Source organism: Brevundimonas sp. (assembly GCF_047617075.1).
GTDB lineage: Bacteria > Pseudomonadota > Alphaproteobacteria > Caulobacterales > Caulobacteraceae > Brevundimonas.
The window spans coordinates 48,338-68,272 of the sequence record NZ_JBLGCI010000002.1 but is presented as its reverse complement, the minus strand read 5'-3'; the positions used below and the strand labels follow the sequence as shown (position 1 = coordinate 68,272).

Annotated in this window: 18 protein-coding genes and 1 tRNA gene; 10 read left to right on the top strand and 9 right to left on the bottom strand. The window is 68.9% G+C overall.

What is annotated here, in order from left to right; translation table 11 throughout:
- The first annotated feature begins 104 nt into the window (after positions 1-104).
- The 3 genes from ACI8U3_RS02260 (at position 105) to lpdA (ending at position 3,979) form a co-directional block, all read left to right on the top strand.
- Positions 105-1,886: an ATP-binding protein gene (locus tag ACI8U3_RS02260; protein ID WP_415013241.1), complete on the top strand. Its 1,782-nt coding sequence runs from the start codon at positions 105-107 to the stop codon at positions 1,884-1,886.
- 72 nt (positions 1,887-1,958) lie between these two features.
- Positions 1,959-2,429 (top strand): hypothetical protein, encoded by a 471-nt coding sequence (locus ACI8U3_RS02255; RefSeq protein WP_415013240.1) that lies wholly within the window; start codon positions 1,959-1,961, stop codon positions 2,427-2,429.
- Positions 2,430-2,557: 128 nt separating this feature from the next.
- The gene (gene lpdA / locus ACI8U3_RS02250; RefSeq protein WP_415013239.1) at positions 2,558-3,979 is read left to right on the top strand and encodes a dihydrolipoyl dehydrogenase; all 1,422 of its coding nucleotides are present in this window, start codon (positions 2,558-2,560) and stop codon (positions 3,977-3,979) included.
- A 19-nt stretch (positions 3,980-3,998) separates the two neighbouring features.
- Here the strand turns inward: lpdA and ACI8U3_RS02245 are convergent, their stop codons facing one another.
- The 3 genes from ACI8U3_RS02245 to ACI8U3_RS02235 are packed head-to-tail and all read right to left on the bottom strand — an operon-like array spanning position 3,999 to position 5,350.
- A complete protein-coding gene (locus tag ACI8U3_RS02245; protein ID WP_415013238.1) occupies positions 3,999-4,223 on the bottom strand; it encodes a YdcH family protein in 225 nt (74 codons plus the stop codon).
- Between the two features lie 36 nt (positions 4,224-4,259).
- Complete coding sequence (locus ACI8U3_RS02240; protein ID WP_415013237.1) at positions 4,260-4,742, bottom strand: TIGR02444 family protein; 483 nt, start codon at positions 4,740-4,742, stop codon at positions 4,260-4,262.
- The gene (locus ACI8U3_RS02235; protein ID WP_415013477.1) at positions 4,739-5,350 is read right to left on the bottom strand and encodes a UbiX family flavin prenyltransferase; all 612 of its coding nucleotides are present in this window, start codon (positions 5,348-5,350) and stop codon (positions 4,739-4,741) included. Before ACI8U3_RS02235 ends, ACI8U3_RS02240 begins: the two co-directional genes overlap by 4 nt.
- A 116-nt stretch (positions 5,351-5,466) precedes the next feature.
- On the opposite strand from ACI8U3_RS02235, the gene ACI8U3_RS02230 reads away from it, so the two are divergent.
- The gene (locus ACI8U3_RS02230; RefSeq protein WP_021698578.1) at positions 5,467-5,640 is read left to right on the top strand and encodes a YdcH family protein; all 174 of its coding nucleotides are present in this window, start codon (positions 5,467-5,469) and stop codon (positions 5,638-5,640) included.
- A gap of 76 nt (positions 5,641-5,716) precedes the next feature.
- On the opposite strand, the gene ACI8U3_RS02225 is transcribed toward ACI8U3_RS02230, so the two are convergent.
- Complete coding sequence (locus tag ACI8U3_RS02225; protein ID WP_415013236.1) at positions 5,717-6,397, bottom strand: DUF1013 domain-containing protein; 681 nt, start codon at positions 6,395-6,397, stop codon at positions 5,717-5,719.
- 124 nt (positions 6,398-6,521) lie between these two features.
- Positions 6,522-7,451, bottom strand: coding sequence for an acyl-CoA desaturase (locus ACI8U3_RS02220; RefSeq protein WP_415013235.1), 930 nt, complete (start codon positions 7,449-7,451; stop codon positions 6,522-6,524).
- A 72-nt stretch (positions 7,452-7,523) separates the two neighbouring features.
- Here ACI8U3_RS02220 and ACI8U3_RS02215 point away from each other — a divergent pair, with 72 nt between their 5' ends.
- From ACI8U3_RS02215 to ACI8U3_RS02195, 5 genes are all read left to right on the top strand, one after another.
- Positions 7,524-7,847 (top strand): metalloregulator ArsR/SmtB family transcription factor, encoded by a 324-nt coding sequence (locus tag ACI8U3_RS02215; protein ID WP_415013234.1) that lies wholly within the window; start codon positions 7,524-7,526, stop codon positions 7,845-7,847.
- Positions 7,848-7,879: 32 nt separating this feature from the next.
- On the top strand, positions 7,880-10,813 hold the full coding sequence (polA, locus tag ACI8U3_RS02210) for a DNA polymerase I (protein WP_415013233.1): 2,934 nt from the start codon (positions 7,880-7,882) through the stop codon (positions 10,811-10,813).
- 270 nt (positions 10,814-11,083) lie between these two features.
- Positions 11,084-12,259 carry an aspartate aminotransferase family protein gene (locus ACI8U3_RS02205; RefSeq protein WP_415013476.1) on the top strand — a complete coding sequence of 392 codons (1,176 nt, stop codon included), beginning with the start codon at positions 11,084-11,086 and terminating at the stop codon, positions 12,257-12,259.
- An 11-nt stretch (positions 12,260-12,270) separates the two neighbouring features.
- Entirely contained in the window at positions 12,271-13,185 is a 915-nt protein-coding gene (gene argF, locus ACI8U3_RS02200; protein WP_415013232.1) for an ornithine carbamoyltransferase, read from the top strand.
- Positions 13,186-13,263: 78 nt separating this feature from the next.
- Positions 13,264-13,524: a hypothetical protein gene (locus ACI8U3_RS02195; RefSeq protein ID WP_415013231.1), complete on the top strand. Its 261-nt coding sequence runs from the start codon at positions 13,264-13,266 to the stop codon at positions 13,522-13,524.
- Between the two features lie 191 nt (positions 13,525-13,715).
- On the opposite strand, the gene ACI8U3_RS02190 is transcribed toward ACI8U3_RS02195, so the two are convergent.
- The 3 genes from ACI8U3_RS02190 to ACI8U3_RS02180 are packed head-to-tail and all read right to left on the bottom strand — an operon-like array spanning position 13,716 to position 17,855.
- Complete coding sequence (locus ACI8U3_RS02190) at positions 13,716-15,350, bottom strand: serine hydrolase (protein ID WP_415013230.1); 1,635 nt, start codon at positions 15,348-15,350, stop codon at positions 13,716-13,718.
- 60 nt (positions 15,351-15,410) lie between these two features.
- Positions 15,411-16,040 (bottom strand): LysE family translocator, encoded by a 630-nt coding sequence (locus ACI8U3_RS02185; protein WP_415013229.1) that lies wholly within the window; start codon positions 16,038-16,040, stop codon positions 15,411-15,413.
- A 45-nt stretch (positions 16,041-16,085) separates the two neighbouring features.
- Positions 16,086-17,855: a gamma-glutamyltransferase family protein gene (locus ACI8U3_RS02180; protein WP_415013228.1), complete on the bottom strand. Its 1,770-nt coding sequence runs from the start codon at positions 17,853-17,855 to the stop codon at positions 16,086-16,088.
- 133 nt (positions 17,856-17,988) lie between these two features.
- Here ACI8U3_RS02180 and ACI8U3_RS02175 point away from each other — a divergent pair.
- A tRNA-Arg gene (locus tag ACI8U3_RS02175) sits at positions 17,989-18,065 on the top strand.
- A 213-nt stretch (positions 18,066-18,278) separates the two neighbouring features.
- Here the strand turns inward: ACI8U3_RS02175 and ACI8U3_RS02170 are convergent.
- Entirely contained in the window at positions 18,279-19,865 is a 1,587-nt protein-coding gene (locus ACI8U3_RS02170) for a DUF5605 domain-containing protein (protein ID WP_415013227.1), read from the bottom strand.
- Between the last annotated feature and the right edge of the window lie 70 nt (positions 19,866-19,935).

Here is a 19,935-nt window from a genome sequence, read left to right as displayed (position 1 = left end):
CTTTCGGGCCGGCCCTTCGCGGGGCCGGCCTTTTTTCTGGTCAACGAACGGTGACCGGCCCGGCTCTTGCACCGACGTCATGGAATACGGTGTAAGGCGAACGCATGTTTCTTGAAGGCGAGGTCAACTGGGCTCTGGTGTTCGGCGTGGTGGCGGCGATCTGCGTCGTCGTGGCCATTATGGGATTCATCGCGGCCGCCCGATGGGGTCTGGCGTATCGAAATGCGACGGCCCAGCTTGAACACGCCCTGATGAACCATGAGGGCTCGTCCCGGCGCCTGCGCGAGGTTCTGGACGCCATTCCGGTCGCCCTTGTCGAAACAGACCTCGGCGGCAAGTTCATCTTCGCCAACCGCGCGGCGCACCAGCTGCTGGGCCGCCGCGACGCCGAGCTTCTGGGCCTGCGCTTCCACTCCGCCACCTGGGGCATCACCTATCCCGACGGCCGGCCGGTGCCGCCCGACCTGCTGCCCAGCGCCCGGGCCCTGCGCGGCCAGACGGTCAAGGGCTTCCAGCACATCATGGCCAACCCCTCCAGCCGCCGTAAGATGCTGGTTTCGGTCACGGCCATGCCCATCGTCGGCCCGGTCGGCGAGGTGATCGGCTCCACCGCCGCCATCGTCGAGACCGAAAGCCTGATCACGCCTGAACCGGCGCCCGCTCCGGCGTCGGCCGCCGCCCCGGCGGATCCCGGCCTGACAAGGCGGGTGTTCGACGCCGCCTCCAGCGCCCTTGTGGTTGTGGACGCTGACGGCCGGGTGCGCGAAGCCAACCGCACGGCGCTGGAGCGCCACGCTCTGGATGCGGAGGCCGTCGAAGGCCTGGATTTCGCCGATCTGTTCCTGGCGCTGGACCAGCGCACCGAAGGCCGCATGGCCCTGAACGCCGCCCGCGCCGCTGAGCCGGGCGCGGCGGAGCCGATCGTCACGGCCTCGGGCCTGACCTGGCGCATCCTGCCCCTGCCGGGCGAAGACGGCGCCCTGCTGCTGGCGGGCGAACTCACCCCGGAGCCCTTGCCCGAGACCCCCGCCGAGCCCGCCCCCGAAACGCCTGTCGAAATCGCCACCGATGATGCGGCGGAGGCCCTGCGCGCCGAGCTGGAGCAGGCCCGCGCGCGCCTGACCGCGCTGGAGGACCGCGCCGCCGAGGACCGGGCCGAACTGACCGCCGCGCGGCGGCTGGAGAATGTGGGCCGCCTGACCGGCGGCGTAGCGCACGATTTCTCGGCCCTTCTCGGCGTCATGACCAGCGCCCTGGACATGTTGCTGAAACAGGCGGACCAGCCTGAACGGGTGCGCCGTCTGGGCGGCGCCGCGCTGAATGCGGGCCGGCGCGGCGAGGCCCTGACCCGGCGTCTGGCCGCCTTCAGCCAGGGCGAGGACGCGGTCATGAACCGGCTGGACCTGTCGGTGCTGCTGAAGAGCATGGAGCCGGCCCTGCGCCAGATGGCGGGCGAGGATGTGGACCTGATGATCGAGGCCCCGGACCGGCCCATGGAGGCGGTGATCGACCCGGCCGCCTTCGACGGCGCCGTACGCGCCTTGCTGGACAACGCCGTGAAGGCGCTGGAGGGGCGGGGCTCCATCGCCGTGCGGCTGGATGAAACGCCCGAGGGCCAGTGGCGCCTGTCGGTTCGCGACAACGGGCCGGGCATGGACAGCGACGTGCTGGCCCGCGCGTCCGAGCCCTTCTTTACCACCCGAGACGGCGCCACGGGTCTGGGCCTGTCGCAGGCTTACGCCTTCGCCCGCCAGTCGGGCGGACGGCTGTCTGTGGATAGCGCGCCGGGCGAAGGGACCGAGGCGGCCCTGATCCTGCCGCCCGTGCCGGAAGCGCCCGCCGAACCGGCGCCCGCGACGACCGAGACGGAACCCGCCGAGTCCTGAATCGGGATTTCGTCGTTCTGTCGACATCCGTCTCCTGCTAGTCTGCAGCCATAAGGGAGAGGGAGACGGTCCATGAAGATCCTGCGATTCATCCTGGTCATTGTAGTGATCGGCTATGCGGGCTGGCTGGCCTGGCCGTTCATCTCGCCGTTCCTCGAGGGCGCTGGCCCCGAGGCGGCTGCGGCCCGCTCCGGCGCGACGGTCGCCCTGGATTCCGGCGGCGACATGCCCACAGCCGCCCTGTGGATCGGCGCGGTGGTCCTCTATCTCATCAGCGCCCTGCTGCTCGGCGCGGGCAACCCGCGCGCGGTCGTGGCCTATTTCCTGGGCTTTCTGGCCGATATCGTCCTGCGCTTGGCCATAAGCCCGGACCGGGGCGTCTCCGCCGACATCGCCGCCCGCTCGGCCGAGGCGGTTCCGGCGCCTGCCGGGCTGGACCCCCAATGGATCGTCATCGCGGCCCTTGTGCTGGTGGGCCTGCTGGTCATGGCGGCCAGCCGCCGGGTGCGCCGACGCCGGCCGGTGGGATATCTGACGCCCTGACGCCGGACCTGACGCAAGACACGGGGCGGCTTGCTCTGGCGGCCGGTGAAGCCATATCAGGGGTGGAGACGGCCGCCTGTCATGGGTTATGAGCGGGCGCGCCTCCCCGCCAGACTCAAGGAATCCCCATGGCCGACGCCCCCCAATCCGCTTCGCAATATGACGTGGTCATCATCGGTGGCGGGCCGGGCGGCTACAACGCCGCCATTCGCGCGGGTCAGCTGGGCCTCAAGGCCGCCTGTGTCGAGATGCGCGATACCCTAGGCGGCACCTGCCTGAACGTGGGCTGCATGCCCTCCAAGGCCCTGCTGCACGCCTCCGAAATGTACGAGGCGGCCGGAAAAGAGTTCGCCGGGCTGGGCATCAAGGTCGCAGAGCGCGGGCTCGATCTGGGCCAGATGATGAAGCAGAAGGACGACAGCGTCGGCCAGCTGACCAAGGGCATCGAGTTCCTGTTCAAGAAGAACAAGGTGGACTGGCTCAAGGGCCGGGGCCGCATCGCCGGCAAGGGCAAGGTCGAGGTGGAGGCCGCGGACGGCTCCAGGACCACCGTGGCCGCCAAGAACATCATCATCGCCACCGGCTCCGAGCCCACCCCCCTGCCGGGCGTGGAGTTCGTCCCGGGCAAGGTGATCGACTCCACCGGCGCCCTGGCCCTGTCTGCGGTGCCGAAGAAAATGATCGTCATCGGCGCCGGCGTCATCGGGCTGGAGCTGGGCTCGGTCTGGCGGCGTCTCGGCGCCGAGGTCGAGGTGGTCGAATTCCTCGACAAGATCGGCGCGGGCATGGACGCCGAGGTGGCCACAGCCTTCCAGCGGGGCCTGACCAAACAGGGCATGACCTTCCGCATGGGGACCAAGGTCACCGGCGCCAAGGTGGCCAAGGACGGCGTCGAGCTGACCGTGGAGCCCGCCGCCGGCGGCAAGGCCGAGACTCTCAAGGGCGATGTGGTGCTGGTGGCCATCGGCCGCCGCCCCTACACGGCGGGCCTGGGGCTGGAGACCGTCGGCATCGAGACCGACAAGCGCGGCTTCATCGCCAACGACCATTTCAAGGCCGGTCAGGACGGGATCTGGGTCATCGGCGACGTGACCCATGGCCCCATGCTGGCCCACAAGGCCGAGGAAGACGCCGTGGCCGCCGTGGAGCTGATCGCCGGCAAGGCGGGCCATGTGGACTACAATCTGGTCCCCAGCGTCATCTACACCGGCCCCGAAGTGGCCTGGGTCGGCAAGACCGAGGAGCAGCTGAAGGAGGCTGGCGTGGACTACAAGAAGGGCAAGTTCCCCTTCGCCGCCAACAGCCGGGCCAAGATCAACCACGAGACCGACGGCTTCGTGAAGGTGCTGGCCGACCCGAAGACCGACCGCGTCCTGGGCGTGCACATCTATGGCCCGCAGGCGGGCGAGCTGATCGGCGCGGCCTGCATGACCATGGCCTTCGGCGGCGCCAGCGAGGACATCGCCCGCAGCTCCTACGCCCACCCCACGCGCTCGGAGGCCCTGAAGCAGGCCGCCATGGGCGTCGAGGGCTGGACCATGCAGGCCTGATCGCAGGCCCGGCCCGGCGTCAGGCGATGATGTCGGGCAGAATCCGGGCCTCGATCTTCACGATCTCGTCGCGCAGGGCCAGCTTTCGGCGCTTGATGCGGGCGATGCGCAGCTGGTCCGGAACGGGCATGGCTTCCAGCGCCTCGATGGAGGCGTCCAGATCGGCGTGCTCCTGACGCAGGGCCTTCACCCGGTCGTGCAGCTCGCGCTCTGCGGTATCGGAAAGGTCTTCGTCGTCGTTCATGCCGCCCCCGTCCGCGCCCTTATACCCAAGGCCGAGTCAGGCCGGAAGCCGTTTGGCCAGCGCTTCGGCCAGATGGCCCAGCGCCGGGCGCGGGATCTGATCGCCCCATTCGCGGGCCACGCGCACCAGTAGATCGACCATCGTCGGCGCCTTGCCGCCCGGGACCGGCGCCAGTCCCTCCAGCGCCAGCATCAGCCGTCGCTCGGCCTCCAGCTCGGCCGCCTTGACCTGGGCCCGCACCGCCTCGCGGTCGGCGTCGGCCATGTCGGGGCGGCGGGTTTTCAGGGCCCGGCGCAGCGCACGCAGCGGGACCACCGCATGGTCGGCCCAGACCCGCGTGGTGTCGATGGCGCCCTCGATAGCCTCCTCGTCCGGCGCGCGCCCGGTCTCGGCCTGCCACGCCGCCCACAGCAGAAGCGGCACGGCCTGTTCGTGCACATCCTGCAGGTGCAGGCATTCCTCGGCCACGCCGGGCGCCCTGTAAGCCGCCACGGCCCACTCCCAGAACCCGTCGCTCATTCAGCGTCCGCCGCCATGCCTTGCCAGCGCTGAACCGGCGCCCAGTCCAGACCGAACAGGTCCAGCGCCCGGCCCACCGACTGGTCGATCATCTCGTCGATCGATCCCGGCTTCGCATAGAGGGCGGGCAGGGGCGGGGCGATCACGGCGCCCATCTCGGCCAGGGCCGTCATGGTGCGCAGGTGGCCCAGGTGCAGCGGCGTCTCGCGCACCATCAGCACCAGACGGCGGCGCTCCTTCAGGGTCACATCGGCGGCGCGGGTCAGAAGGGTCGAGGTCACCCCGGTGGCGATCTCGCTCATGGTCCGCACCGAACAGGGCGCCACGATCATGCCCAGGGTGCGGAACGAGCCGGAAGACACCGCCGCCCCCACATCCCCGATCTTGTGGACCACCGAGGCCTTGTCGTTGAGCTCGGCGAGAGAAAGATCCGTTTCCTGGGACAGGGTCATGGCCGCCGCGCGGCTGACCACCAGATGGCTTTCGACGCCCAGCTCATTCAGGGCGTCCAGCGTCCGCACGCCGTAAGCCACGCCGGACGCTCCGGAAATTCCGACGATCAGGCGCGGCCGGGCGCCGGATACGGCTCTGTTCACATCATCGGCCATTTTGGGGGCCATGCTCCTCATGTCCGGCGCCGACCGCCCGTCACCAGAATGTGACTCCACAGACGGCCGCTTCGGGCGTTGGATTGTTTGGTCCCTTAAACATGGAGGCGCAAGCCATGGCCATTGACGCTCGCATTCGCGAACTGGGAAATCGTCACCGCAATCTGGATGAGACCATCCAGCAGGAAATGACCCACCCCAGCGCCGACTCGCTACGCGTCAGGGAGCTCAAACAGCAGAAGCTCCGACTGAAGGAAGAGATACGAACGCTCGAGGCGCGGCTGAACTAGCGGCGTCTCCGGACTGAAACGAGAAAGGCCCCGCCGGTGATCGGCGGGGCCTTTTGCATTCGGCGGTGAGGCCGGATCAGCCTTCTTCGCTGGAGCCAAACACCGATTCCGCCGTGGGCTCGGCGCCGCGGCGCTCACGGGCCTCGGGGGTGAATTCCTCTTCCTCGGGCTGGGCCTCGGCCTCGCCGGCGGGGGCCAGGGTTCCGCCGCCCTTCTTGGCGTCGTCCTTGGCCTTCTTCTCGGCGGCCTTCTTGACCAGCTCGTCCAGCTGCATCTGGCTGGTCAGGCCCAGGGTCACCGGGTCCACCGGCTTGATGTTGGCGCTGTTCCAGTGGGTGCGGTTGCGCACGCTCTCGATGGTGGCCTTGGTGGTGCCCAAGAGCTTGGATATCTGGGCGTCGGTCACCTCGGGGTGGTTGCGCACGAACCACGAAATGGCGTCCGGGCGGTCCTGACGGCGCGAGACCGGGGTGTATTTCGGGCCCTTCTTGGCGGGCTTGAACAGCTCGGCGTGGGCGCTGACCACGGCCTTCATGCGATAGTTTTCGTCGTTCTGGGCCTTGTCCAGCTCCTCGCGGGTCAGCTGGCCGTTGACCACGGGGTCGGCGCCGCGGATGTCGCGGGCCACGTCGCCGTCGGCGATGCCGCGCACTTCCAGCGGGTGCAGGCCGCAGAAGTCGGCGATCTGGTCGAAGCTGAGCGAGGTGTTGTCCACCAGCCAGACCGCGGTGGCCTTGGGCATCAGAATGTCGGTCATGCGGGAATCCCTTGGGATTGCGGCCCGCCGAAGCAGGCGTTGAAAACAGCGGCGCCCGACCTTTCGGCCGGGCGCGGATGGCTTTCCATACGCCCATTCCGGGCAAAAGGAAACGGGCGTGAGCTCAGGATCGAACCCTGATCACCGGTCGTTCGGCCAGGGTCTCGGGGGTCTGGACGCTCCAGGCCAGGCCCAGCCGCTCCAGCATCTGGATGAAACGAAAGCCCCAGTCGCTCTGGCCGGGATACAGGCCGATTCGGGCCGAGCCGGGAAAGGCGTGATGGTTGTTGTGCCAGGCCTCGCCCATGGTCGGAACGGCGGCCCATGGCACATCATGGGCCTGAACGCCGGCCTCCTTCACCAGCCACGTCTGGGGTCCGCGCCGGTGGGCCAGATGGCCGACGAACCAGTGGCCGACGACCGAGGCGGTCACCCGCGCGCACACGCCCCACACCACGAGGCTCCACCCGCCCATGAGATAGAGCGCGGCCGCGATGGGCAGTTGCTGCAGCATCCATGTCCGCTCCAGAAAGCGGTAGAAGGGGTCCTGTCCGATCCGCCCCAGCTCGAACGCAGGCGGGCGGGCCAGATCGAGGCGGCAATGCATCTGCCACACGGCGTCGATCAGCATGGGCCGTCGGTGCGCCAGATAATCGTGGCAGTCCGTCTGGCGTTGGGCCCAGTCGCGCAGGTCATGGGTGCGGATCATCCAGAACGGGCCGCTCATGCCGACGGCAGTCCCGAACCAGACCAGAACGCGCTCCAGCCACAGGGGGCACTCGAAGCTGCCGTGGATCAGACGTCGGTGAAAGCCCACCGAATGGCCCAGCAGCAGCCCGGCGCCGGTGGTGACGGCGAACACCGCCAGCGCGCCCCAGCTCAGCAGCAGCGGTCCGGCGATCAGGGTCGCCGCCAGCATGGCGCCGTTCCACAGCGAATGGACGGGGTCCCAGCGCACCCGGCCTTGGACCGAGCTGCATCCCGGTGTCTCCACCAGACTGTTGACCGCGCAGGGGTCGTGATGGTCCGGGGTCTCACGCACATCCGCCTCCATGTATTTAACTCATTCCTTAAATCATGAACTCCTGACTAGCAAGCCCTTCGTGAATCGCTTAAATACCCTCCCATGCAACGCGTGTTCGAAGCCCTCTCATCCACCGTCCGGCGCAAGATCCTCGCCTATCTGGCCCATGCGGACATGACGGCGGGCGAGATCGCCTCGCGGTTTGAAATCTCGAAACCGGCGGTGTCCCAGCATCTGTCCATTCTCGAGAACGCCGGGCTGGTGACCAGCGAGAAGCGGGGCCAGTTCGTGCATTACAGCCTCGTGCCCGACCATCTGGCCAACACCCTGAACGCCTATGCGCAGGAGGTCTGTCCGGTATCGGGGCCGCTCAAGGCGGAAAGCGCTGAGGTCGCCCGCAAGCGAAAGGGTGAAGGCGCCGGCTGACGCCCGCGTCGCGGCGCACTATGTTGCCCGCCATGTCCGAGCCCGCCGATTCCGCCACGCCCGAAAACACGGTCCAGATCGACCGGCCCCTGACCCAGGACGGGCCGCCGGTGCGGCTGTATCTGATCGACGCCTCGGCCTACATCTTCCGGGCCTATCACGCCCTGCCGCCGCTGACGCGCAAGTCCGACGGCCTGCCGGTGGGCGCGGTGCAGGGCTACTGCAACATGCTGTGGAAGCTGATGCGGGACTTCAAGGGCGAGGACGGCCCGACCCATCTGGCGGCCATTTTCGACCATTCGGAGAAGACCTTCCGCAACCAGCTGTACGACCAGTACAAGGCCCACCGCCCGCCGCCGCCCGAGGATCTGGTGCCCCAGTTCGCCCTGGTGCGCGAGGCCACCGCCGCCTTCGGCCTGCCGTGCGTGGAGCTGCCCGGCTATGAGGCCGACGACCTGATCGCCACCTACGCCTGCAAGGCGCGGGACATGGGCGGCAAGGCGGTGATCGTCTCGTCCGACAAGGACCTGATGCAGCTGATCGGCGACGGGGTGGTCATGTACGACCCCATGAAGGACGCGGTGCTGGAGCATGAGGCGGTCATGGCCAAGTTCGGCGTGGGGCCGGACAAGGTGGTGGACGTGCAGGCCCTGATCGGGGACTCCACCGACAATGTGCCGGGCGCGCCGGGCATCGGGGTCAAGACCGCCTCGGCCCTGATCGCCGAATACGGCGATCTGGATACGCTGCTGGCCCGGGCGGGCGAGATCAAACAGAACAAGCGGCGCGAGACCCTGATCGAATATGCGGACCAGATCCGCCTGTCGCGCGAACTGGTGCGGCTGACCTGCGACGCCCCGGCGCCCGAGCCCATCGAGGACTTCGCGGTGCGCGATCCCGATCCGGCGGTGCTGTCGGCGTTTCTGGACAAGATGGAGTTCCGCACGCTGGCGCGGCGCGTCGGCGACGGCAAGGCGCCGGACAAGGACGGGGCGACGTTCCCGAACGGCGGGCTGCGCGCCAAGCCGGTCAGCGCGCCTGTGGCCACACCCCGCTATGCGCCCGCCGAGAGCGTAACGCCGGCCGAGCCGCACCTGTTCGACACCGACGCCTATGAGTGCGTCACCACCATCGAGGCGCTGGAGGTCTGGATCGCCGAGGCGAAGGCGGCGGGGGTGATCGGCTTCGACACCGAGACGGATTCCCTGTCTTCCAGCCATGCGGAGCTGTGCGGCCTGTCGCTGGCCACCGGGCCGAACCGCGCCTGCTACATCCCCCTGACCCACGAGCACCCGGGCGAGGCGGACGGCGGCGGCGGGCTGGACTTCGAGGGCGCGGGCCGCACCCGGCCCGACCAGATCGAGATCGAGGAGGCGCTGGCGAAACTGAAGCCGCTGCTGGAGGCCCCCTCGGTCCTGAAGGTGGGCCAGAACATCAAATACGATCTGGCGGTGATGAAGCGGCACGGGATCGCGGTGGCCCCCATCGACGACACCATGCTGATCTCCTACGTGCTGGGCGGCGGGCTGCACCCTCACGGCATGGACGAGCTGGCCAAGCGCCATCTGGGCCACGAGCCCATCGCCTTCAAGACCGTGGCCGGGACCGGCAAGGCCCAGAAGAGCTTCCGCCATGTGGAGCTGAAACCGGCCACCTGCTACGCCGCCGAGGACGCCGACGTGACCCTGCGGCTGTGGCGCATCCTGAAACCGCAATTGGCGGCCGAGGGCCTGACCAACGCCTATGAGACGCTGGAGCGCGGCATGCCCGCGGTGCTGGCGGACATGGAGATCGCGGGCATCCGGGTGAATCCCGACAAGCTGCGGACCCTGTCCAGCGAGTTCGGCATGCGCATGGCCGAGCTGGAGATCAAGGCCCACGAGCTGGCCGGCCGCCCGTTCAATCTGGGCAGCCCCAAGCAGATCGGCGAGATCCTGTTCGGCGAGATGGGTCTGGAGGGCGGCAAGAAGACCGCCTCGGGCCAGTGGGGCACCGATGCGTCCGTGCTGGAGGAACTGGCCCTCACCCACGACCTGCCGCGCACCCTTTTGGACTGGCGCCAGCTGGCCAAGTTGAAGGGCACCTACACCGACGCCCTGGTGCAGGCGGCGGACCCCGAGACCCACCGGGTGCACACCAGCTTCCAGCTGGCGGCGGCCTCCACCGGGCGGCTGGCCTCGTCGGACCCGAACCTGCAGAACATTCCCATCCGCACCGAGACGGGCCGCCAGATCCGTCAGGCCTTCATCGCCCGGGACGGCCATGTGCTGATCAGCGCGGACTACAGCCAGATCGAGCTGCGCCTGCTGGCCCACATCGGCGACATCCCCGAGCTGAAGGCCGCCTTCAAGGCCGGGCTGGACATCCACGCGGCCACCGCCTCGGAGATGTTCGACGTGCCGCTGGCGGACATGACGCCCGAGACCCGCCGCCGCGCCAAGGCCATCAATTTCGGCATCATCTATGGCATCTCCGCCTTCGGTCTGGCGGCCCAGCTGGGCATCGGCCAGGGCGAGGCGGGGGCCTATATCAAGACCTATTTCGAACGCTTCCCCGGCATCCGCGACTACATGGACCGGACGAAGGCGCTAGTGCGCGAGCAGGGCTATGTCACCACCCTGTTCGGGCGGCGGGTTCACGTGCCGGCGATCCATTCCAACTCCGGCGCCGAGCGCCAGTTCGGCGAGCGCGCCGCCATCAACGCCCCGATCCAGGGCGCCGCGGCCGACATCATCCGCCGCGCCATGATGAAGATGCCGGGCGCCTTGCGGGACGCCGGGCTTCAGACCCGCATGCTGCTGCAGGTCCACGACGAACTGGTGTTCGAGGCCCCCGAGGCCGAGGCCGACCGCGCCATGGCCGTCATCCGCAAGGTGATGGAGACCGCGCCCCTGCCCGCCGTCCAGCTGACCGTCCCCATCGACGTGGAAGCCAAGGCGGCCGCCAACTGGGATCAGGCGCACTAGGTTACGCCGCCGCCCGCCCTGCCCCGCTCACCCCAGCGAAGGCTGGGGTCCAGATCAAAGATCGGGATGGTTGGACGAAGGGCGCGGTTTCCCCTGTCTGATGCTGGCGCCACCCATCTGGACCCCAGCCTTCGCTGGGGTGAGCGGAGAAAGGTGATGGTGTTGACTCCCTCCGCCTCCAAGCGGACAACACCGTCCTGCATGGTCCCGGCGCGCCCCGCCGGGGCTGTTTTCTTTTCAGGGAAGGAGCCCGTCGTGTCCGGTCATCTCATGGGAGTCTACAATCGCGCACCCGTAGAGGTGGAGCGCGGCGAGGGCGCCCGGCTGTATGCGAAGGACGGCACGGTCTATCTGGACTGCGTGGCGGGCATCGCCACCAATTCCCTCGGCCACCGGCACCCCCGTCTGGTGCAGGCGCTGAAGGACCAGGCCGACAAGCTGTGGCACACCTCCAACATCTTCCGCATTCCGGGGCAGGAGGCGCTGGCCGACCGTCTGGTTGCCGAGAGCTTCGCCGACGTGGTGTTCTTCGCCAATTCGGGAACCGAGGCGGTGGAAGCGGCCATCAAGACCGCGCGCCGCTATCACTACGCCAACGGAAACACCGACCGCATCGACATCATCGGCTTTGACGGCTCGTTCCACGGCCGGACCTATGCGGCCATCAATGCGGCGGGCAACCCGTCCTATGTGGAGGGCTTCGGCCCGCGCCTGCCCGGCTATGTGCAAGTGACCTTCGGCGACATGGTGGCCGTCAAGGCCGCCATCGACAGCCCCACCGCCGCCGCCGTCATCCTCGAGCCGGTGCAGGGCGAGGGCGGCGCGCGCGCCTTCCCCGACGCCGACCTGCGCCAGATCCGCCAGTGGTGCGACGACGCCGGCGTGCTGCTGATCCTCGACGAGGTTCAGGCCGGCATGGGCCGCACCGGCAAGCTGTGGGCCCACGAATGGGCCGGCATCACCCCGGACATCATGGCCATCGCCAAGGCCCTGGGCGGCGGCTTCCCCATCGGCGCCTGCCTGGCCACCACCGAGGCGGCCAAGGGGATGGTGGCGGGGGTGCACGGCACCACCTTCGGCGGCAATCCGCTGGCCATGGCCGTGGGCTACGCGGCGCTGGACGAGATCGCCAAGCCGGAGACCCTCGCCAATGTGGCCGAGATTTCCGGCTATCTGACCCAGCAGCTGCATGGGCTGAAGGAGCGCTTCCCCGACATCATCGTGGACGTGCGCGGACGCGGCCTGCTGATCGGCGTCAAGCTGGTCCCCAACAACCGCGAGTTCATGGGCTGGGCCCGCGACGGCCAGCACCTGCTGGTGGCCGGCGGCGGCGACAACTGCGTGCGCCTGCTGCCGCCCCTCAACCTCACCCTCGACGAGGCCCGCGAGGCCGTCGAGAAGTTCGAAAAGACCTGCGAGGCCGCCCGCGAAACGTTGGCGGCCTGATCGGAGCCGCCATGGTCCGCCACTTCCTCGACATCCACCGGCTGGACGCAGAGACCCTGCGCGCCATTCTGGACGACGCCCACGCCCGCAAGACGGCCCGCAAGGGCTGGCCCAAGGGGCGCGTGGACGCCGATGCGCCCGCGAAGGACCGGGTACTGGCCATGATCTTCGAGAAGAACTCCACCCGCACACGGTTCAGCTTCGACGCCGCCATCCGCCAGCTGGGCGGCGACGCCATCATCGCCAATGCGGCGGACATGCAGCTGGGCCGGGGCGAGCCCATCGAGGACACCGCGCGGGTGCTGTCGCGCATGGTGGACGCGGTGATGATACGCGCCAACGACCACGAGGACGTGGAGCGCTTCGCCCGGGTCTCGACCATCCCCGTGGTCAACGCCCTGACCGACCGCTCGCACCCGTGCCAGATCCTGGCCGACCTGATGACCATCGAGGAGCATCGCGGCCCGGTGTCGGGCAAGACCATCGCCTGGGTGGGCGACGGCAACAATGTCTGCGCCAGCTTCATCCACGCGGCGCCGAAGTTCGGGTTCCAGCTGAACGTGGCCTGCCCGTCCGACTACCACCCCGACCTGCACGACCTGCAGCGCGGCGGCGCCCATGTGCACCTGACCTCGGACCCGCGCGAGGCCGTGGCCGGCGCCGATGTGGTGGTCACCGACACCTGGGTCTCCATGGGCGATCAGGACTATGAGGAGCGGCTGGCCGCCTTCGAGGCCTACGGCGTCGACGCGGCCCTGATGAAACAGGCGGCGCCGGACGCGGTGTTCCTGCACTGCCTGCCCGCCCACCGGGGCGAGGAAGTCTCCGACGCCGTTCTGGACGGCCCCCAGTCCGTCGTCTGGGACGAGGCCGAGAACCGCATCCACGCCCAGAAGGCGGTGCTGGCGTGGTGCTTCGGGGGGTAGCGGAACCTCGCAGACTCCAAGGGTTCGCTCTAGAACGGCCAGATGACAGAGCCGCACGCGGCGAGGACGGGGCTGCTAATGAAGGACGTCATTACTTACGGGAAGTTGATGGCTAAGGTGGCATTCTATTCATTGGGAATGCTGCTGTTTTTATTGACGATCAATGTTTTTCCATCTTTATTGAGCAATATATTTAACTCGCGCCCGATTTTGTTTGAATTGCTTGGGCCTGCGATGATCTCGCTGAAGCTATGGGGACTTTTCTTTGGAATTTTGGCTATAATTTCTTCGTATGTTTACTGGAGCGCGCCGAAAAGTTCTGGAAGTAATTCTGAATGATCTGGGTTGCTCTAGCCATCCGGTGAAGCGCACCTGAGCGATAGCATCGCTCGCATTCCCGCTTTCCGACCGGGCGGCTTGATCGCGCCGAAGGTCTTCATTTCGGTCGAACCGCATGGCCGCTCCCCACCTGTTGCGGCGATCCGAGAGTCTGCTGATCGCAGCTCCAGCTTCATTCATGAGCGCACGACCTAAACCCGCGTCAGCCGCAGGTCCTGATAGTCGTACGAGAAGTCGATGTCCGGCGAGACGCCCTTGAGGGTCGCGCTGACCGGAACGCCGTCCGCCATCTCAAACATCACGAACGCATCCTCCTCGCGCCGGTCCGGGAAGCGGGTGCGGAAGGTCTCGCCGTCGTAGGGCTCCAGCGGGCCCTTCAGGGCGTTGGACCGGGTGAAGTCCAGCCACAGGCCGCCGTCGCGCTGGCTGATGACGATGTCGCCGTACCACGGGTCGCGCCAGGTTCCCGCATAGGCCGACAGCGGCAGGGACGGCGCGGCGCCGGCGGCCTGTTTCGCGTCGATTTCGGCGGCGGCGGTCAGGGAGCGTTCGGTGGACTCGGCCAGCAGCCTCTGGCCGTCCGCGATCCAGTCGAAGGCCGAGAAATCCCGGTCCTCGGCCATCACGATGTCGGCGATGCCGCTGCGCAGGGCCCGCAGCAGATAGCTTTCCTCGGCGTTGGAGAAGACGGCGAAGCCCGTATCGCGGCCGGGGATCAGCACCGTGGCCGAGATGCCGCCGGGCGAGCCGCCGCCGTGGGTCACCATGCGCTCGCCCCGGTAATCCGCCACGCTCCAGCCCATCGCATAGGTCGAGGCGATGGAGCGGCCGGGCAGTTCCGCCGTCGGCCCCGGCGAGGAGCCGGAGATGACGTTGGGCCGCCACATCTCGCGGGCGACCGCTTCCGACCACAGGCGCGTTCCGTCCGGCGCCACGCCCGAGGCCAGCTGGGTCTTCATCCATTGGGCCCAGTCGCGCGGCGAGGCGGCGAAGCCCCCGGCGGCGCCTGCGGAATCCCAGTTCCAGATGCCGACGATGCTGTCCTCCAGCAGGGTCATCTCCCCCTGATAGCGCAGGGGCGGTCCGATGCGGCCGTGGGGCAGGGCCGAGCGCGCCGGGTCCGCCCGGCTGGTCAGGGGAACCGTGTCGGCCATGCCCAGCGGGGTCAGCACCCGGGTCTGGACGAAGTCCTCCCAGGGCATGCCAGAGACCGCCGCGATCACCTCCCCCGCCGCCACGAACATCAGGTTGCAGTAGTGGTACCCGGCCCGGAAGCCATGCTCGATGGGCACGTTCGGGATGGCGGCCATGATCTCGGCCCGGGTCCGGTCGCTGTTGGGCCAGAACAGCAGGTCCCCGGCGCCCAGGCCGAAGCCCGCCCGGTGGCTGAGCAGATCGCGCACGGTGATGCGCTCGGTGATGAAGGGGTCCGACAGGCGAAAGTCGGGCAGATAGGTGCGCACCGGCGCGTCCCACTGCACCCGCTCCTCGTCCACCAGCATGCCCAGCGAGGCGGCCGTCATCGCCTTGGTGTTGGACGCCACGGCGAACAGGGTGGTCTCGTCCACGCGGCTGGCCGGCTGGTCCTGACGGCGCACGCCATAACCCTTGGCCAGCACCGTCTCGCCGCCGCGCACCAGGGCGACGCCCAGCCCCGGCTGGTCCGGGAAGGCGGCCATGCTGCGGGTGACGTATGCGTCCACCGCATCGGCCAGCGCCTGATCCCGCGCCGCGTCCCGGGCCCAACTGCGGCGCGGCAGGACGGCGGCGCCCGCCGCGGCGGTGGAGAGGGACAGCGCCGCGCGGCGCGAAAGGCTGAGGCTCATGACTGGATTTCCCGACTGATCCCGCAGGCTAGACCGGCGCCGCCCGCCCTGTCCACGCGCTCAGCGCTGCGTCTGCCACGCCATCCACACGGCGATCAGCACCAGCCCCGCCGCCATGGCCGCCCGGGCGCGCGGCCCCTGCATCCGCTCGGTCAGGCCGCGCCCGGCGCCCGCCGCGCTGAACACCACCAGCGAATGCACAAAGACAGCGATCATCAGGTGCAGCCCGCCCAGGATCAGGGCCTGGGTCAGGGGCGCCGCATAGCCGGGCCGGATGAAGGTGGGCAGCAGGGCCACATAGAACACCGCCGCCTTGGGATTCAGCAGATTGCCCACCATGCCGCGCAGGAACAGGGCCCGGCGGGTGGCCTCGGGCGCGTCGCGGTCGGCGGTCCCGTCGCCCCGCCACGCCTCCCACCCCAGCCACAGCAGGAACGCGACGCCGGCCCACCGGATCACTTCGTGCACCGCCGGATAGGTCAGCACGAAACTGGTCAGGCCCAGCAGCGCCGCCGCCAGCCACGCGGCCAGCCCCACGGTGATCCCCGCCACCGCCGCCATCCCGGCCGTGCGTCCTCGCGACAGGCTGACCAGCGCCAGCCAGCCCATGTTCGGCCCGGGAGTCAGCTCCACCAGCACCATGGCCATCAGGAACGGCGCGATGATCGCTGGGTCGAGCGGCGCCGTCATCGCTTCATCCCCGGCCTGACGATGGGAGGATCATGGATGATGACCTCACCGGCTCGCGGTGGATTCGTCGCGCACCACGCCTTCGCGGCGCGGGTCGGCGCCGGCGTCCCAGCGGCCGTCGCGCCAGAGCACGCCGTGAAGGCCGGAATTCTCTGATGCATTGGGCCTCAGCGTCACGCCCGCGGCCTCCAGCCGGGCGCGCAGCTCCGGGCTGAACATCTCGGTGTCCGCGCCGAAGCCGCCCCCCCGCGCCACCAGATTGGGCAGGTTGATGGCGTCCTGCATGGACAGGTCCCAGGCCAGGGTTCCGACCAGGGCCTTGGCCACATAGGCCAGGATGGAGGTTCCCCCCGGCGATCCCACCGCCCCCACGAAACGGCCCTGGCGATCCAGAATGATGACGGGCGTCATGGACGAGCGCGGGCGCTTGTTCGCCGCCACCGCGTTGGCGACGGGACGCCCCGCGTCGTCTGTGGGGCGGAAGGAGAAGTCGGTCAGCTGGTTGTTCAGGAAGAAGCCCGCCGCCATGCGGCCCGACCCGAAGATACTCTCCACCGTGGTGGTCATGCTGACCGCGTTTCCTTCGGCGTCCACCACCACGAAGTGGGACGTGCCGGCGGGCTCGGCGGTGGCGTCGGCGCCGCGGGGCCGGAACCCCGGCGGCAGGCCGGGTTCGGCGGCGCCGTCCAGGGTGGCGGCCATGCCCGCGCGCCCGGCCACATAGGCCGGGTCCAGCAGGCCGGCCACCGGAACCTCCACGAAGTCCGCGTCGCCCACGTACTGGTCGCGGTCCGCGTACATCAGGCGCTGCAGCTGGGCGAAGGCGAGCCAGGCGTCCGGGTCGGCCGGGCCTGCGTCCACCGCCGGGAGATGCTCGGCCATGGCCAGCAGCTGCAAGACCGCCACCCCGCTGGACGGCGGCGGCGGCACACAGACCACATACAGCCGCCACTCCCGACAGACGGGCTCGCGCGCCACCGGCTGGTAGGCGGCCAGATCGTCTTGGCTGAGGGCGCCGGGCCGCTCGCCCGCGCGCACGGTCTCGATGATCTCCCGGGCGATGTCGCCCCGATACAGGGCCCGGGGCCCTTCCGCCGCCAGGGCCCGCACCGTGGCGGCATAGGCGGGGTTGCGCAGCACGTCGCCCGCCGCCAGCCGTTCGCCGTCCGCGCCGGTGAAATAGGCCCGCGCCCAGTCGGTGGAGGCCTGGGGGGCCGATGACGCGATCATGCCGGCCAGACGGGGGCTGATCTCGAAGCCTTCGGACGCCAGGCGCTCCGCGTCCCCGAACAGGGTGGACCAGTCCAGCCGCCCGTGCCGCTCGTGGGCCATGCCCAGCATGGCCACCGCGCCCGGCGCGCCGGTGGAGCGGCCGCTCAGCACCGCCTCGCGAAAACCCAGCGGCTCGCCGTTTTCATAGAACAACGCCGGCGTGGCCGCCGACGGCGCCGTCTCGCGGCCGTCGAAGGCCGTGACCGCGCCGGTTGCCGCGTCATAGTGCATCAGGAAGGCGCCGCCCCCCAGGCCAGAGCTTTGCGGCTCCACCAGTCCCAGTACAGCCTGGATGGCCACGGCCGCGTCCACCGCCGAGCCGCCGCTCCGCAGCACCGCCATGCCCGCCTCCGCCGCCAGCGGGTTGGCCACGCTGACGATAGGGCCGCGCGCCGCCGGTTCAGGCGCTGCAAGGGGGCTCACCGTGTCGGGCCCGGCCGACAGCCGCATGGGCCCGCCGCAGGCCGCCAGGATCAGGGCCGAGGACAGGATCGGCGTCAGAATGCGCGCCGCGCGGCGGCGAAGGGGAGAAGACAGCGTCATATCCATTCCCTAGGGCGGAACGGCCCCCCTGAAAACCGCGCGATCGCCTTCATGGCCCTTCGGCGCAAATCGGACTTGCATCATCGCCCCGACGCGGCTAGGTGTCCGGCCCTTCGCGGTTCCACCGCCATGCGCGCCCGTAGCTCAGCTGGATAGAGCACCAGACTACGAATCTGGGGGTCAGAGGTTCGAATCCTTTCGGGCGCGCCATAGCGGTTCAAAACCGCGGACCGGCCGACGGCGGCGTCGGGGTCAGGTGACCCATTGACGCGCGATTGGCTCGCCATCGGCTCTGGCCTGGTCGCGTGATCGCGGATTTGGAACCGGTGCTCGTCCGATATGCGTGGCCGAAGACCGGGCTGCGGCTCGCCGTCATCTACGCCGCCTCAACCCGACGCGAGTTCAGAGCTTGTGTCGCCAGACCTAGATGCGCCGGACCCTGACCGCCATCCACGGCCGCCCGGGCAGGCTGACCGTGGGCCGGGCAGGGTCGTGGAAGAAGTAGCGGTTCTTGCGCGCCATGGTGAAGACGCCCGGCAGGGTGTCGATGGTCATGTTCCAGGTGTCGATGACGTCCACCTCGAACCGCTCGCCGCCTTCCAGTTCATCGCGCGGCAGATCGACGGCCCATTCCATCGGCGCATCCTCGCCGAAGTAGCGCAGGTACAGCTGGCCCAGCTTGCCGCCCAGATGCTGCTCCCACCACTTGTCGATGGGCTCGTAGCCGGGCGCCGGCGCCGCATCCATCACATCCTTGAAGAAGGCCAGCCGCGCCGGGCTCTCGCCCACCAGCGTCCCGCCGATGCCCAGCCAGAAGCCCTCGTCGGAATTGGGCGTGGTTTCGCTGTGCCCCACATAGGTCCCGGCGATCAGGCCCTCCCAGAAGGCGCGAGTCATCTCCTGACCGCTCAGATTGCCCCAGCGATCCTCCATGGTCCCCTCATAGCGGACCTCGTCGAACACCACCGGCTTGTACCAGACGTCGCGGTAGATCACCGCCCGCGCGTCATCCACCACCGCCGAGCCATTCTGGATCGAGGCGTGGGTCACCCAGGGGTGCGACTGGTCATAGATGCGCCGCCAGTTGTGGATGGACCGCAGCCGACCGTGCGGGTCCGCGCCCTGCACCAGCTGGAACATGCGGTCCCAGTCGGCGTCGGTCTTGCTTTCGAGCAGGTCGAACTCGTTGGCCATGGACCACCAGACGTTCCGGTACGCGGCCAGACGCGCGACCACATAGCGGACATAGCGGTCATCAATCCCGGCCGGCATGCGGTCGAATCCCCACCGGTCCTCGTCATAGGGATGGAACAGGATGACGTCGGCCTGAACGCCGAGGGCCATCAAGGCCGCCACCTGCTGATCCAGGCGCTGGAAATAGGCGGGGTTGAAGCGGGTGAAGTCCCAGTCGGCCTCTGCCGGTCCGCTCTTCTCGAAGGGGAACAGCGGCTCGTTCGGAATGGAGCCGTTCGGGAAGACCAGCATGCGGATCTTGTTGAAGGGCGAGGCCGCCAAGGTCTCCAGGGTTCGGCGTCGCTGGGCTTCTTCCTGGTGTGTCCAGCCATAGGCGGTGGTGCCCAGCTGGCGATAGGGCGTCCCGTCAGCGTAGGCGAAGTGGAAGGTGTCCGCCACGGCGACGGGGCCATGATTTCCCGCGACCGGCGCCGTGACCGTAAAGCCGCCGCTGCGACCGTCCAGCTCGGGCACGTCGCCGACGATCGCCCAGGTCCATGCGCCTTCGCTCGGCGGGCTGAACCGCACGCGCCAGATCCCGTCGCCGTCGTAGAAGCCGGGCGCGTCGATGGTGCGGCCTCCCTGGGTGAAAACGCCCTTCACCCTGGCGTCGAAGGGATTGCCCGACGCCGCCCCGGTCAGCGTGATCTCGAATACGCCCCAGCGTTCCACAGCCTGAGGGGCGCCCTGGGCCCGGCCCGGCCCGGCCGTGAGCGCCGCCGTGGCCGCCGCCAGGCCCACGCCCATCGCTGCCCGCCGCGTCAGTTCTCTGGTCATGTCACCTCCCGATATTTGTATGACATCTTATATGTCAGAGCTGGGGTGACAACCTTCTGCGGGGCTTTCG